The 15,458-nt window shown below is 58.7% G+C and carries 3 protein-coding genes, 1 tRNA gene and 3 rRNA genes (1 of these 7 cut by a window edge); 1 reads left to right on the top strand and 6 read right to left on the bottom strand.

Features of this window, described 5'->3' with window-relative positions; translation table 11 throughout:
* Positions 1 to 86 precede the first annotated feature (86 nt).
* Both KJW29_RS29945 and KJW29_RS29940 read right to left on the bottom strand, forming a co-directional pair.
* A complete protein-coding gene (locus KJW29_RS29945) occupies positions 87 to 8,462 on the bottom strand; it encodes an S-layer homology domain-containing protein (RefSeq protein ID WP_214627371.1) in 8,376 nt (2,791 codons plus the stop codon).
* A gap of 47 nt (positions 8,463 to 8,509) precedes the next feature.
* Positions 8,510 to 8,920, bottom strand: coding sequence for a VOC family protein (locus KJW29_RS29940; protein ID WP_214627370.1), 411 nt, complete (start codon positions 8,918 to 8,920; stop codon positions 8,510 to 8,512).
* A 173-nt stretch (positions 8,921 to 9,093) separates the two neighbouring features.
* Between KJW29_RS29940 and KJW29_RS29935 the strand changes: the two genes are divergently transcribed.
* The gene (locus KJW29_RS29935) at positions 9,094 to 11,229 is read left to right on the top strand and encodes a helix-turn-helix transcriptional regulator (protein WP_214627369.1); all 2,136 of its coding nucleotides are present in this window, start codon (positions 9,094 to 9,096) and stop codon (positions 11,227 to 11,229) included.
* 385 nt (positions 11,230 to 11,614) lie between these two features.
* On the opposite strand, the gene rrf is transcribed toward KJW29_RS29935, so the two are convergent.
* From rrf to KJW29_RS29915, 4 genes are all read right to left on the bottom strand, one after another.
* Positions 11,615 to 11,731, bottom strand: a 5S ribosomal RNA gene (gene rrf, locus KJW29_RS29930).
* A 136-nt stretch (positions 11,732 to 11,867) separates the two neighbouring features.
* A 23S ribosomal RNA gene (locus KJW29_RS29925) occupies positions 11,868 to 14,800 on the bottom strand.
* A gap of 127 nt (positions 14,801 to 14,927) precedes the next feature.
* Positions 14,928 to 15,003: transfer RNA gene (locus KJW29_RS29920), tRNA-Ala, on the bottom strand.
* Positions 15,004 to 15,123: 120 nt separating this feature from the next.
* Positions 15,124 to 15,458: ribosomal RNA gene (locus KJW29_RS29915) — 16S ribosomal RNA — on the bottom strand (it continues 1,220 nt past the right edge of the window).
* Together the 16S, 23S and 5S rRNA genes with 1 tRNA gene alongside form the textbook arrangement of a ribosomal RNA operon.

Raw genomic sequence — 15,458 nt, 5'->3', positions numbered from 1 at the left:
TCGATTATTCAGTCAAATAAGCGCAAATGAAGGAACAAACAGCCCCGGGGTCCTAAGAACCCCGGGGCTGATTTCATTCTCTTCTTCTACTCCTGCTTCGAAATCCAGCCCAAGTCCTGCAGCAAGCGATGCAGCATGACGGCCGCCTGGGCGCGACTAGCCCCGCTTCGCGGCTTCAGCTCGGCAGCCGTGACGCCCTTCAGCCACCCGCGGCGCACGGCCTGTCGCATCCCCTCTTGCGCCCAGCTGGAGACGGCACCCGTATCCGAGTAACCGGCCAGAACGTCTTGCCCGCCATTCGAGCCCTCGGGCCGCATGCCAGAAAACAAGGCGAATCGGCTCAGCATGACGGCCAGCTCCTCGCGCGTAATCGTTTCGTTCGGCCTTGCCATGCCGTTCGAGCCTTGAAGCAAGCCGTACCGGGCCGCTTCGGCTAGATAAGGCGCATACCAAGCGTCCGCGGGCACGTCGGAGAACCTCGGAGAAGAGGCTTTCTCGTCCGCATCCTCGTTGCCCCCCGACCGTTGACGATGCAGCTCTACCAGCAGCTTTGCCAGCTCGGCGCGAGTAATGGCGCGTTCCGGCCGGAATTGCCCGTCTCCTGCGCCGTCGACGACTCCCCTGCTTGCCAGCACCTCGACATCCGTTCTTGCCCAATGGCCGGTCAAATCGCCGAACGAACGATCCCGCATCAACACGGCATATTCCCCAAGCCTGTCGATGTCAGCCTCCATATAACTCTCCGCAACGTCCACGGCGCCTCCGACATAGGTCCAACCTGCTTCGTCCGCGGTCTTCCGATATAAGCCGAACCGGCGCGGATCATAGCCGAATCCTTCCCCTACGTAGGCGATGGTCAGCTTAACCGGCCGTTGAAGGACAACGCCTCCGTCCAGCAGATAGGTGGGCGACATGCGCACATATCCCCCAGGGACCGCCTCATCGATGTCGGCCGTCCGATCGAGGCGAATGCGCCATGACCGTTCCGATGCCGCTCCTTGAGGAATGTCCAGTCGCAATGCGCCCTCGAATGCCTCGAAGCTGCCTCCGTCAGCGTCTACCGTCCACTCTCGTGTCCCCGAATCGGGCTTTGCCGGCGGTTGACCGTCACCGCCATGGCCCGGGCCGCCCGTTTCGGCGGACGTCGTTGCCTCCAGCACTGCGGCAAAGGATTCATTGCCGCCATGGTCCACGGCAATCGCTTCGAACCGGTAAGCGGTATTCGGTTGCAGCCCCTTCATAGCGAGCTTGCCGATTCCCGTTCCGACCTCGACGGTCCTGCCAGCGGCATCGTCCGATGCCGGGCCCCAGCGTACCTTCACTTTGGCCAGATCCGGAGCCGCCGGATCCTTCCAGACGAGACTTATCGCGTCCTTCCCGATCTCGGCTGCTTTGAAGCCGGTGACCGCGGAAGGCGCGGACCAGTCAGGGCCTCCAACCGCCGCTTCCAAAGTCCATGTCGCTGCGGCGGATTCATTGCCATGCTCATCAACCGCGATAACGGAGAAGTCGTAATTCCGTTCTTCGCTCAATCCTTCCACGTAGGCCCATTCAAGGCCTTTCGCGATTTCCACGGGTTCGCCGTAGGCGGCCTCGCCCGCCTCCCTCCAGCGCAGCAGCAGCTTGCCGAGATCATAATCGGCGGGATCGCTCCACGCCAGCGTCGCAGAGTCCTCCGACAGGCTTCCGAACAGCCCTTCCACCGGGCCAGGCGGTATCGTGTCTGCCGCAACGATGGATACGGATTCCGGCCCGTACGGCTCAATCGCGCTTCCGGCATAGCTGGTCAATAGACCTCCCACTTCTACCGTATAAGTTTCTCCGGCCGCGAGAGCGGCTTCGGGACGGAAAGCTGCCGACATGGCCAACATTTCCCCGCCGCTGCCGGCAGCCGGCTCCACCGCGACAACGGTGCCGGGTACGGGTTCGCCGTCCGAGCGAATGACCCGGATCGCCCCTTCCGTAATCGAAGAGACTTTGACCGGCTTGGAGAAAGCCGCCACGATGGCTCTCCCGCCAGGCTGCGCGCGCAGCTCCGCAACAACGGGGGCCGCGTGGGAGACGAGTCCCACGTTGACGTCGAAATGCGGCGGAGGCACCTCCAAGTTGGCGCTATGCGCCGTTTCGTATCCCTCCTTCTCGTACTTGACCTTCCACCAGCCAGGGGGAACGTCCCAACCATAACGCCCTGCCTTATCGGTCGTCTGCGGATTCTGCTGTTCGTACCATTCCGCATCCCATACGTTCCAGGCGCCGCTGGCGCCGTCCAGCTCCATGACGGTAGCCGTCACGCCTTCCAGCCGGTTCGATTCCAGGCCTTCGTACACATAGCCGCTAGGATCGTAAATATACTTGGGCGAGGCCTTCGGCGGCGTCTTCGGTTTTTGGGGCTTCTTCATGCATTCGTTCATCTTCAAATATTTCTCCAGCTCCGCGATCTGGTCGTCCATGACGCTGTCCAACTGCTTGCCCGCCCAGTAACCCTCGACCCAGAACAGGAAGCCCCCCAGTCCGGATAGCTTGATGTTTCCAACCGCGTTAAGCGCGTTTTTCACATATTCCACGAACAAAGCATCGAACATAATGCCTTCGGCCATGTCGGTATAATATTCCGCCGCCTTTGGATCGCACAGCTCCTGCGCTCTCTGGCGCAGCTCCCTTAATCGGTCCGCTTGCTGCGGCGACGCGGCCGTCTGCAACGCGCTGTCGAGATCGACGATTTTCGTGCCCATATTGAGGGCATCCACGACCATCTTGAATTCCTTCGCGCCGAACGCAAGGCTGCCGAAGCCTCGGCTTGCCGCTCCTCCCCCCGCAATATGGCCGGAGATCGTCAACGTGGCGCTCTGAGAACCGCGACTGATGCTGACGGCCGAGCCGTACATCGGAATGCCGGTTCTCGCCGCTTGCTGCAAGTCTCTGTCGGTTGGCGCGTAATCCGCGCTGTCCTTCGATTGAATCGTAACGCGGGCCCCCAGCTCCTTCGTCATCCGCACCAAGGCGGATACGGTGTCCGCCGGAACCGGCCGGCCGTCTGCGCCCAGCTCGCCCGGACCGGCCGCGTGCTCGACCTCATAGTCGCGCAACGGGCTCGGCAAGGTCGTTCTTGCTTCTTCTTCGCTTGGCGGTTCTCCGGCTCCGGCCGCGACAGAGGCTTTCGCGTCATAAGTCACGTGAATGGGCCCGGGGTCTCCCTCCAGCTTCATCGTCGCCAAGTATTCTCCGTTTCGCAGGACGGCATCCGCCGCCGTGTCCCCCGTCCACACCTTAACGTTCGAAACCCGGGATGGGTCGCGGAACTTCAACTTATAGACGAAAGGCTGACCGGGCACGTAGACGAACGGGAATACCGCAACGCCGTTCTCCGGATGAATCGTATGAACGCGGCCTCCCGTTTGGCCTACCTCAATTTCGTAAAGCCCCGGATCGTTTGGATCGTACGTCGCGACGGCTTCTTGACCGCCGTACACCTTGCCGTCCGCTATCGCTTCCGTGCGAATAAGGACTTGGCGTATATCCGTACGGCTAAGCGCCGTGTCCAGCTGCCATGTTCCCTGGGACGATACCGCCGCCGTTCCCAGCAGCTTGCGCCCTTCGTATACGTATACCGTCGTGCCCGCCGGCGCCGTGCCGCTCGCGCGGAATTCCGGCTTGAACAGAATATCCGGCATGCGCAGCGTAACCGCCGCGATGTTGACGTAAGCCGATCCCAGCGTCTCTTCCTTGCTCTCCCCGCCATCGTGGTAGCCAATGCTCCCCGACAGGAAAAGGCTTGGCGGAAGCTCGCGGCCGTCGGCCTGCAATCCGAGCTGCACGATGCCTTGCGCGCCGGCCGCAGCGTCGCCGATGGATACGCGCAGCCGTCCGTCCGCGATTGCCGCTTCCGCCGCTTTTCCGTTCACCACGACCGATCCCGGCAGAAGCGTCATGCCTTCCGGAACATGAATCAGCACAGAGGCATCCGTGACTCCCGCTGCCGGGGCTCCGGCATTCCGGTACAACGCGCGCACCGTCAGCTTGCCCCCCTGCGTCAACGTATCCGCGGATACGCCGAGTCCGTTGCCGCTGAAACCGCCGAATCTAATCGGTTTCCTCAGGACGACTTCCCCGAGATCGACGATGCCCGCCGAATCCGCCGAGAATTCCACGACGGCTGCTAAGCCGCCTCCGCCCGTTGCCTGTAGTCTGTACTGCCCCCTCTTGGATAGCTCCGCGATATATTGCCTGCCCTGCTGCCTGATCGTATACGGCTCGTGAATGGTCTTGCCGTCTTCCAGTCTGACCAGCTCCAACCGGACGCCGCCGGCGTCCGTGCCGTCCGGCTTGACGAATGTCGCCGTGGCCTGCGCGCCGCTGCCTTCCAAGCGCAGCTCCAGCACGGCCTCGTTGTTCTCGCCGATAACGGCTTCCGCGCAGCCCGCGGGGAGCCCCGCGCTGCCGCCGTTCACGCATAGGCGGTAGGTGTCTCCCGGCGCCGCGAATACTTTCATCGGCGCGCCATATTCCGAGATGGCGTGCGATGGCTTGAAGGAGAAGACGCTGGCCAGCCTCCAATCCGGCTCCAGCGGACCTTGCCAATCGCTGCCGTATTGTTTCGTATACAGATTGAAGCGGACGCGCGCCAATTCGTGCAGGCGCAAGTCCAGCGTCTGCTTGCCTTCCCCATCGATTTGAACGGTCTCCAACCGGGACAAATAACCGCTCCGGCCGTTACCCGCCGCCCGAATTTTCGCCGTCCCCGGCGGCAATTGAAGAGTATAGGAGCCATCCGCCTTCGTATACGTGCCGAAGGTCCGGCTCATGCCTTCGTAAACGGCGGTGACCGAGGAGCTTCCGGCAGGCTGGCCGTTCGCCCCGTACACCTTGCCTTCGATCGTCTCCAGATTTTTCGCCCGCAGCTCGATCTTCAATTGCATGACCGGGCGTTCGATCTCCACTTCGATCTCTTCCGCGTGGTACAGAGGATCATTCGGCGTGAAGGCCAGCTTATATCGAGCTCCTGCCTCGCTGTCCAAGCGAATATCGAAGAGGCTTGTCGTCGTGCCTCGCAGCAGCACGGTGCCCGCCATATCCTTCAGCTCGTAGCTTCCCGCAACGGACTCGTTGCCCGCGCCTGCCGCCTTTCCGCTCAATTGGATACGAAACTTCGGCTTTATCGTCGCTCCCGACGTTTTTCCAAAGACGGATTCCGTCAACCCGATTTCGGCCGGCTTCAACTTGGAATACCCGGGATCCAAGGCAAGCCGGTAAGGGATGCCTTCCTTGGGGAGATCGAAGAGATACTCCTTGTTGCCTGGCGTCAGACTGGTCCGGAAGGAGTAGTAATGGCTGGCATCGTTCGTCCAATACACTCTGAGCGCTCCGTCCCGCATCGCATCCTGCCAGACTTCCCCGTCCGGTATATCCAGCTTCGCCTTAACCCTTCCCGCGACGTTCTGAGGGATGGCGTAACGGTCGCCCGTCCACTCTCCTTCTACGGCAATCCGCGCGGAATGAATGCGGGCGACGCCGTCTTCGATGCGGAACATCCCTTCGTATACGCCCCTTTGCTTCTCGGCAAGGGGGATCGTCCGCGTCTGCTCCCTCAGTTCCCCTTCGTCATCCCATTGCTCGTAGAGAATCTCGGCTTGCAGAGCATAGCCGTCTCTCCCCGTAACCGTCAGAGTAGCGTCGCTATCCATAATCGCTACGGGAAAATAACTATGATTCTGCGGCTTCGCGTACGTCATCCGAACCGAAGAAACGACGGTATCGCTCGATTGCAACGCGAACGACTGCTCGTTGGAACCGATGGCCAGCGTGAGGCTGCGGCTGGCCGTCGCCAGAAAGCCGGGCGGCGGCAATACGCTGATCCGCACCTTTGTACCTGCTTCAAGCTCCGCCGACAGCTTAGCCACGCCGTTCCCGTCGGCGGTTGCCTCGCCCAGCAGGCGATCGTCCGATTCGTCATGGAAGCGGACGACGGCTTGCACCGAGGGCATTCGGCTGTACTCGAGCTTCGCGGCTACAGTCGCGCGGTAGCGGGGCTCCAGTACTTGAACCGCCGATTCTCCCGAACGGAACGATAGATGTTCGGCCAGCGCCAGTACCGTCCGGCTCCCGACGTGAATCAGCTCCAGCTTATACCCGGATCCCGATGCAACGGGGAACGCCTCGTTTAATTGTCCCGCCTTTACGGGCAACTCATAGACGCTTCCATCCGGCCCGGCAAGAGCCAGCATGGTTCCGTTCAATCGCTCCGGCGCATCCGTATCGATCTTCACCGTCAGGGCAGCCGCAATGCGGATCGGCAGACGGTCCAGCGCCAGCTTGGAGCCCCCGTCCTCCGTTCTCACTTCAATGGACAAAAGCTCCGCCATGCCGGCCGCAACGTCGAAGCCGCCCCGATAAAGGCCCGCGGCGCCTTCCAGCTCCGTCAGGTCGACGGTCAGCGTCTCCGTCGCGCCGGCTTCGGCGGCCGGCTCGCTCCGGTAGGCGACGACGGCCTGGAGCCGCTGTCCCAGTTCGCCCGCGGCCTGAATGGACAGTCTGCTGCCCTGCTTCAGCTCGCCTTGCAGCCAGGAGCCGTCCGACACGGACCAATAACCGGACGCGATCGGACGATCCGGCTCCTCCGTGCCGCAGTCACCCGAGCAAGACATGTACAGGTCCCCTTCGCGCGCATAGACGATCCGGTCTCCTTCCGCGTTCATTGCCGCGCCGACGCTCTCCAGGGCGGGATTGCCCACCGTGACGGGATGGGCCAGATCGTCCAGGCTGAACTGCTCCGCGAAACGGTAGAGTCCCTGTAATTCGGAGTCGTAATCGAACAAGTTCGCCAGAACCGTCCGTCCGTCGTCGCTAATCGTCAAACGATCGTAATTTTTGCCGGTAACCTCCCCCTCGTCCCGCTGGCTGTTCAGAGCCATTCGGTCTCCCGTCGTTCGATCCAACAGGAAAGGGCTCATCCAGCTCCCCCACTCGTCACCGTGCAGGTAGGCGATGTAACGGCCGTCCCCGTTAAGCGCCAGCGAAGCGTGCGTTTCCGCTAGCGCATGCCGATTCACGATGGCGTCTTCGACCGCGTCGTAAGCGTAGATCGCCTGGACGTCGTGGACGCCTTCAAAACCTTCCAGATTGGTCGAATCCGATACGAACGCCACGATGCCCCCGTTGCCGCTGATGGCGGGATAGGAGCTGCTTCCGTCCTCGTTCGTTCCGCCCGCTGCACGGCTCACGAGCCGGGTTTCGCCGCTTTGGCGGTCATGCAGGTAGATTCGCCCACCATCCGCGTACGCGACCCAACGTCCATCGTTGCTAATCGACGGCGCGCCGGCTTCGCCGCCGGCCCTCGACAGAAGCTCCATCCCGCCCGTCTCGCCGTCGTAGGCGTATACGTGCTCCCCGCGTTCAACCGGCGAAGCCGGCAAGTTGGTCGCATCCGAAGCGAAAACAACGATATCGCCGCCATGGCTGACCGCGAACTCGCCAATGCTTCCGTCGATGGGCTCTCCGCCCTTCGTAGCGGTCAGGAGCTTCCTTGCCCTTGTCTCGGCATCTACCGAGAAGAGGCCCAAATACATGCTCTCTTCGTACGTGCGATCCAACACGATCGCGGTGGAGCCATCCCCGCTTAGAGTCGTCCTATTGCTGATTCCGCTCCCGCCACGGTCGTACAGCCCGATCAACTTGTTCTCCGTCGAAGGGGAAGTGCCGATCGTCAGCGGGTAGCCGCCGGATTCGTTGCCGGCAAGGTCCACGGAAGCGACGCGGTAACGGTACAGCCTTCCTTCTTCCAATCCTTCAGGCCGGTAATACGTCTCCGTACGCTCCGCTATCCTCTCGTTCGTGACCGCGTCGTAAATCGCGTAAGCGGCGATCTCGGGATCCGACGAGCCGTCTTCCCTTTGCGCCGCATCCCAGGAAATCAGCACTTCGTTGTAGGCTAGAAGCTCCCATCTCATGCTTGGCGGGTCCAACGGAGACGTCCAGTCCAGCTTGATCACGACGGGCGCCGAACGCTCGCCCCATGCGCCATCCTTCCCTGAAGCTGCCGTGAAGATGTAGCTGCCTTCGTCCGGCAATTCCAGACTGAGGTTGAACCGGCCTACGCCGCTCTCATCCTCTTCCGCCCGGACCGGCTCTCCGATGCTGACCTCTTCCTCGCCATCGCGGACGTAATACACCATGATATCCGCCCCTGCTTCGGCGAATCCGCTTAGCTCGACGTAATTTTCCATGCTCAGCTCGGGCAGCGGATCCAATACCGGCCCTCCTCCGGCCAGTGCCGCCGCCTTCTCATCCCCGCTCTCTTGCAGCGCCTCTTCCATCACCCATTCCTCGCCGACTGGCGCCTCGGGCTCCGTGCTGACCGCGCCAACCCCTTGCATCGTCCCCGTGATCAATAGTACGACAAGCAACAGGCTCAAAATCGCCTTTTTGCCCGTTCTCCGCCACCATCTTCCACTCCGCCGCTCATTCACCCTTAATCTCCTCCGCTCTCATCTTTCGTTAATGATCCGATCTTCCCTTACTGATCGCTTAACCAAGCCATTTCGACCCGATTGCCTTCCGGGTCGCTGAACAGGAACGAGACGCCTTGCTCGCTCTCGCTCAGCTCGGACGTCGGGACTCCGCGATCCACCAGCTTCTGGCGAAAATGCTCCACGCAGGCCCTCGCATCCGCGTAAAAGGTCATGCGCACGTCCTTCGGATGACCGACGATGCTGATGTCGCCCTTCCTGTTCGCGTTGCCGAAGCCCAGCTTCCCAGCCTCCCCGCGACGCTCCCCTCCCAAAACCTTCATTCCGATCACATCCCGGTAGAAGGATTCCAATCGTCCAATGTCTCTGGCATAGATCGCCGCATGCCCCAGCTTCACGCTCCGCTCCATATCCGCCATCCCCTTCCGCTGCTTCAGCCGTTTTTTCCATGTTTCCATGCTAACATCGGGGTCTCGTAGGCATAAGTATCTGAAACGGTAGCAAAGAGGTATCCGAAAGGATAAACTCTTCCGCAAAATAAAATTCTATCGCTTTCACTCATTGATGGGTTACCTTGCGTGGAGTAGAATAGAAGCTGAAATGATACGGAGATAGGGAAGCGTGGGATCGGATGAGTACCTTTGAGCAAGGCGGGGAATGGAACAGCGATACGCTGGTAGGAAGGGAACGCGAGCTTGCCCAGTTCGTCAAATGCCGGGAGTCCTCCGAGGCATCCTTACAATTGATAAGCGTCTATGGTACCGCCGGCATCGGCAAGAGCAGCTTGCTGGACGAATTCCAGCGAATGGCCTCCTCGCATGGCGATCTCTGTCTGATGATGGACAGCGAAGGTTTCGTGAAAACGCCGGAGGCGTTCTGTCTTCGCATTCTTGGCGCCATTGACCCGCGGCGGCATGACGACCGGACGGAGGCCAGCTTGCTGGAACCCTGTATCGCGGCGCTTGGAGAGCTTTCGAAGGAAAAACGGATTTGTTTGTTTATCGATGCTTACGAACGCATGGAGAGCATGGACCAGTGGTTGAGGGACTACTTCCTGAAGAGGTTGGGGGGACGCATACTCGTCGTGCTGGCGGGACGATATGCGTTATCGGAAGCCTGGCTTCTCTCCTCTTATTGGAGAAGGTATGTGACGCGAATGCCGCTGTCGGATCTTGATTTATCCGCCGTTACCAGCTTCGCCGAATCGATGCACGTACGCGACCCGCAGGCCATCCAACAGATCTGGCGCTATTCGCGCGGCCACCCGCTGACGATGTCCCTGATGGCGCTCCTGCTCTCGCAAGAGAACAGCGGCAGCTTCGACGAAGCGGAGCCGGGAGGCTACGAGACGCTTGCCTATATCGTGAACGAGTGGCTTCGCGAGGTGCCGGGCGGACATCTCCGGCCATTAATCGAAGCAGCGTGCGTGCTTCGCCGCTTCAATCAGGAGAGCTTGTCCATCGTGCTGAATCGGGAGATGAGCGCTGCGGAATTTTATCAGCTTATTCGATTCTCTTTCATCCGCAAAGTGGATCAAGGCTGGGCCGTACATAGCTTGATGAGGGAACTCGTGAGCCGCGAGATGTTGTCCCGAACGCCCATGCACTACGAGCAGCTTCGCGCGGGCGCGCTTCGGCATCATTACCGCAGATGGCTGGATGCCCGGAACAAGGGGGATGCCGGCGAACACCGGGAAGCCATCGAACTCATGAACTACATCGGGGATGCGCTGATTCGCGCTTTCATGAACTGGTTCGAGCTTTCTCCTCCCCACTTCGAGACGGCGCAGGCCGAACACAAGGATGAATTGAAAAGGTATGTCGAGACACGGTTCGCGGAAGCCAAGGATAGTCTCATCGATATGTACGATCCTTATTCCAACCAGCGCTTCTCCTTCCCGCTGACGGCCAAGGAAAGCCGCTATACGGTAAAACATATCGATTTTGACGCCTTATTCGGTCTTGGCTACGACGTAGTCAGGCTGATGAGAGGCAGCACCGGGGGCATTATCGGGTTCGCCGTCATTATTCCCATTAATCGGGATACGCTCCCCTATCTGGAGCAAGCGCCACGGTCCAAGCCCTACTTCGGAAGCTTGTCCCCCGAGATGCGCAACCGGCTGGAGGCCGCGCCGCATACGCGGGCGGGCTGGTTCATCGAGACGATCGACACTTCCGATCTGAGCGACGTTTCGCAGCAGACGGCAATGGGCCACTTGCTGCACGATCTTATTTTCACGGGGGAGCTGCTGATCGAATCGCCCGCGCCAACCGTCTACTTCGTGGAGACGCATAAGAGTCTGGGCTTCTCCATTGCGGATAACGCCAACCATTACGGCTACGACGAGGAACGGGAAGCCGTTACCTTTGTCATGGACCGTCAGGGCGGCAACGCGATCAGCTACATTCATCATATGCTCCGCATGACCGGGCAGGCTCATCTGATCGAGCCGGATGGGGACCCGGAATCGGCTGCCCAAGCTTCGCCCGCAGCAGCAACGATCGAAGCTTCAGTGACAACTATGCCTTCGGCGACGGCAGAAGCTGCCTCAAAGCCGTTAACCTATGCGGAGCGGATCATGAACCGCCCGGAGTTGACGCCTCGCGAGAAGGAGGTTGCGCTCTTGCTGGAGGAGGGCTGCACCAACGTTGAGATTGCCAAGTCCCTGTATCTAAGTGAGGTCACCGTCAAAAAACACTTGAAATCCATGATGGAAAAGTTCAGCACCTCCAATCGAACCCAACTGCTCAAGCGGCTGTTGGAGTAGGAGCGGGCTGTTGCAGAATGCGCAGGACAGGTTATAAAGTAACTACGAGTTGGCTTCGGAGCTTGTATGTCGGTGGCGCCGACGAAGTCGCAGAAATTTGTATGTTTAGTTGGCAGGTTGTCGGCGTGAGCGACAACTTCTGCTTGGCGATGTCCATTCCGCACCGGGAGTGAGTTAGCTTCGAAGCTTGTTCATCCCGGTCGGCGTCTGAACCTACCTCTAAAGCCGGGCCAACATCATCGAATTGCTTCGATCAGAGGGTTCGGACACTCTCCCCACTAGGGAGAGAAACGTCGCCCAGGGACGGTTGGATAGGCACAGCCTCCATCCAACCGTCCCTGAACGCACAAAAAACCCACCGTCATAAATACGGTGGGTTATTCGTGCTTGGCGACGTCCTACTCTCCCAGGACCCTGCGGTCCAAGTACCATCGGCGCTGGAGGGCTTAACGGTCGTGTTCGGTATGGGAACGCGTGGTTCCCCTCCGCCATCGCCACCAAACGATGTTTCTCGCTGATCGCGTCTCCCGAACGAATTCGAAATACGCCATGCGCTTCAATGTTTGCACATTGAAAACTGGATACGAAAGTTGCTGAATCTTTAGCTTGCTTACCGGCTGTATGACCAAGTAAGCGATTAGGATAAGCCCTCGACCGATTAGTATTCGTCAGCTCCACACATTGCTGTGCTTCCACCCCGAACCTATCAACCTCGTCGTCTTCAAGGGGTCTTACATACTGGGAAATCTCATCTTGAGGGGGGCTTCACGCTTAGATGCTTTCAGCGCTTATCCCGTCCGTACTTGGCTACCCAGCGGTGCTCCTGGCGGAACAACTGGTACACCAGCGGTACGTCCATCCCGGTCCTCTCGTACTAAGGACAGCTCCTCTCAAATTTCCTACGCCCGCGACAGATAGGGACCGAACTGTCTCACGACGTTCTGAACCCAGCTCGCGTACCGCTTTAATGGGCGAACAGCCCAACCCTTGGGACCTACTTCAGCCCCAGGATGCGATGAGCCGACATCGAGGTGCCAAACCTCCCCGTCGATGTGGACTCTTGGGGGAGATAAGCCTGTTATCCCCAGGGTAGCTTTTATCCGTTGAGCGATGGCCCTTCCATTCGGTACCACCGGATCACTAAGCCCGACTTTCGTCCCTGCTCGACTTGTAGGTCTCGCAGTCAAGCTCCCTTATGCCTTTGCACTCTTCGAATGATTTCCAACCATTCTGAGGGAACCTTTGGGCGCCTCCGTTACATTTTAGGAGGCGACCGCCCCAGTCAAACTGCCCGCCTGACACGGTCCCCGTACCGGATTCACGGTACCAGGTTAGAACTCCGATACGATCAGGGTGGTATCCCAACGGCGCCTCCACCGAAGCTGGCGCTCCGGCTTCAAAGGCTCCCACCTATCCTGTACAGATCGTACCAAAGTCCAATATCAAGCTGCAGTAAAGCTCCATGGGGTCTTTCCGTCTTGTCGCGGGTAACCTGCATCTTCACAGGTATTAAAATTTCACCGGATCTCTCGTTGAGACAGCGCCCAATTCGTTACGCCATTCGTGCGGGTCAGAATTTACCTGACAAGGAATTTCGCTACCTTAGGACCGTTATAGTTACGGCCGCCGTTTACTGGGGCTTCGGTTCACAGCTTCGGGTTGCCCCTAACCGCTCCCCTTAACCTTCCAGCACCGGGCAGGCGTCAGCCCGTATACTTCGCCTTACGGCTTCGCACAGACCTGTGTTTTTGCTAAACAGTCGATTGGGCCTTTTCACTGCGGCCCCCTCGGGCTATTCACCCTACCGAGGCACCCCTTCTCCCGAAGTTACGGGGTCATTTTGCCGAGTTCCTTAACGAGAGTTCTTCCGCGCGCCTTAGCATGCTCTGCTCGCCTACCTGTGTCGGTTTGCGGTACGGGCACCATCACCTGGCTAGAGGCTTTTCTTGACAGCCGGAGTACATGACCTTCGCTACTGCAATTTTCGCTCCCCATCACAGCCCAGCCTAACGACTTGCGGATTTGCCTACAAGTCAGCCTCACTGCTTGGACGGGCTATTCCATCAGCCCGCGTCACTGCCCTTCTGTGTCACCCCATTGCTCATAACGGCTTACGGTGGTACAGGAATTTCAACCTGTTGTCCTTCCACTACGCCTTTCGGCCTCGCGTTAGGTCCCGACTTACCCTGAGTGGACGAGCCTTCCTCAGGAACCCTTAGGCTTTCGGCGGACAAGATTCTCACTTGTCTTTTCGTTACTCATACCGGCATTCTCACTTGAATACAGTCCACCAGTCCTCACGGTCCAACTTCAATCCGTATTCAACGCTCCCCTACCCAATGCAGCAAGCTGCAATGTCATAGCTTCGGTGGTGTGTTTAGCCCCGTTACATTTTCGGCGCAGAGTCACTCGACCAGTGAGCTATTACGCACTCTTTAAATGGTGGCTGCTTCTAAGCCAACATCCTGGTTGTCTGTGCAACTCCACATCCTTTCCCACTTAACACACACTTGGGGACCTTAGCTGATGATCTGGGCTGTTTCCCTCTTGACAATGGATCTTAGCACTCACTGTCTGACTCCCGGTAAGCATGTCAATGGCATTCGGAGTTTGACTAGACTTGGTAACCCTTGGCGGGCCCCGCACCCAATCAGTGCTCTACCTCCACGACACTCATAACCGAGGCTAGCCCTAAAGCTATTTCGGGGAGAACCAGCTATCTCCGAGTTCGATTGGAATTTCTCCGCTACCCCCACCTCATCCCCGCACTTTTCAACGTGCGTGGGTTCGGGCCTCCAGTGCGTGTTACCGCACCTTCACCCTGGACAGGGGTAGATCACACGGTTTCGGGTCTACGACCACGTACTCAAATCGCCCTATTCAGACTCGCTTTCGCTGCGGCTCCGGCTTTCCACCTTAACCTTGCACGTAATCGTAACTCGCCGGTTCATTCTACAAAAGGCACGCCATCACCCATTGATCGGGCTCTGACTTCTTGTAAGCGCACGGTTTCAGGTTCTTTTTCACTCCGCTCCCGCGGTGCTTTTCACCTTTCCCTCACGGTACTGCTTCACTATCGGTCACCAGGGAGTATTTAGCCTTGGCAGATGGTCCTGCCGGATTCCGACGGGGTTTCACGTGTCCCGCCGTACTCAGGATACACCTCGGAGAGTGCTTGCTTTCGGTTACAGGGCTTTTACCTGCTATGGCGGGCCTTTCCAGACCTCTTCGCCTACCAAACACCTTTGTAACTCCATGTGAGATGTCCTACAACCCCAAGGAGCAAGCTCCTTGGTTTGGGCTAATCCGCGTTCGCTCGCCGCTACTGACGGAATCACTTTTGTTTTCTCTTCCTCGGGGTACTTAGATGTTTCAGTTCCCCCGGTATGCCTCTTCTTGAGCTATGTATTCACTCAAGAGTAGCTGGACATTACTCCAGCTGGGTTTCCCCATTCGGAAATCCCCGGATCAAAGCCTGCTTACGGCTCCCCGAGGCGGTATCGTTGTTCGCCACGTCCTTCTTCGGCTCCTGGTGCCTAGGCATCCTCCGTGCGCTCTTACTAGCTTAACCTAGTATTTTCGATGAACTGCATTGCTGCAGCCATCTGTTAATCCAGCTAAAGGATGTTTCAGCAGAAGATTTTCATCTTCTTTTTACTTTCGTTATCCAGTTTTCAAGGTGCAATTGATGGTTTGGTTGGTGGAGCCAAGCGGGATCGAACCGCTGACCTCCTGCTTGCAAGGCAGGCGCTCTCCCAGCTGAGCTATGGCCCCTTACAAATTCCATCAAAGCTGAACAAATGGGGTTCACGTCTGGTGCTTTCGCACGATTATCCGCACAGTTGGAAGCGATGCTTCCTATCCGATCTTCATCGAGACCGGGTATATCCTTAGAAAGGAGGTGATCCAGCCGCACCTTCCGATACGGCTACCTTGTTACGACTTCACCCCAATCATCTACCCCACCTTCGGCGGCTGGCTCCCTTGCGGGTTACCCCACCGACTTCGGGTGTTGTAAACTCTCGTGGTGTGACGGGCGGTGTGTACAAGACCCGGGAACGTATTCACCGCGGCATGCTGATCCGCGATTACTAGCAATTCCGACTTCATGCAGGCGAGTTGCAGCCTGCAATCCGAACTGAGACCAGCTTTGATAGGATTGGCTCCCCCTCGCGAGTTCGCTTCCCGTTGTACTGGCCATTGTAGTACGTGTGTAGCCCAGGTCATAA

It is taken from the genome of Paenibacillus agaridevorans, assembly GCF_018604145.1.
In the GTDB taxonomy this organism is placed as follows: domain Bacteria; phylum Bacillota; class Bacilli; order Paenibacillales; family Paenibacillaceae; genus Pristimantibacillus; species Pristimantibacillus agaridevorans.
This window is presented reverse-complemented; position numbering and strand designations above follow the sequence as displayed.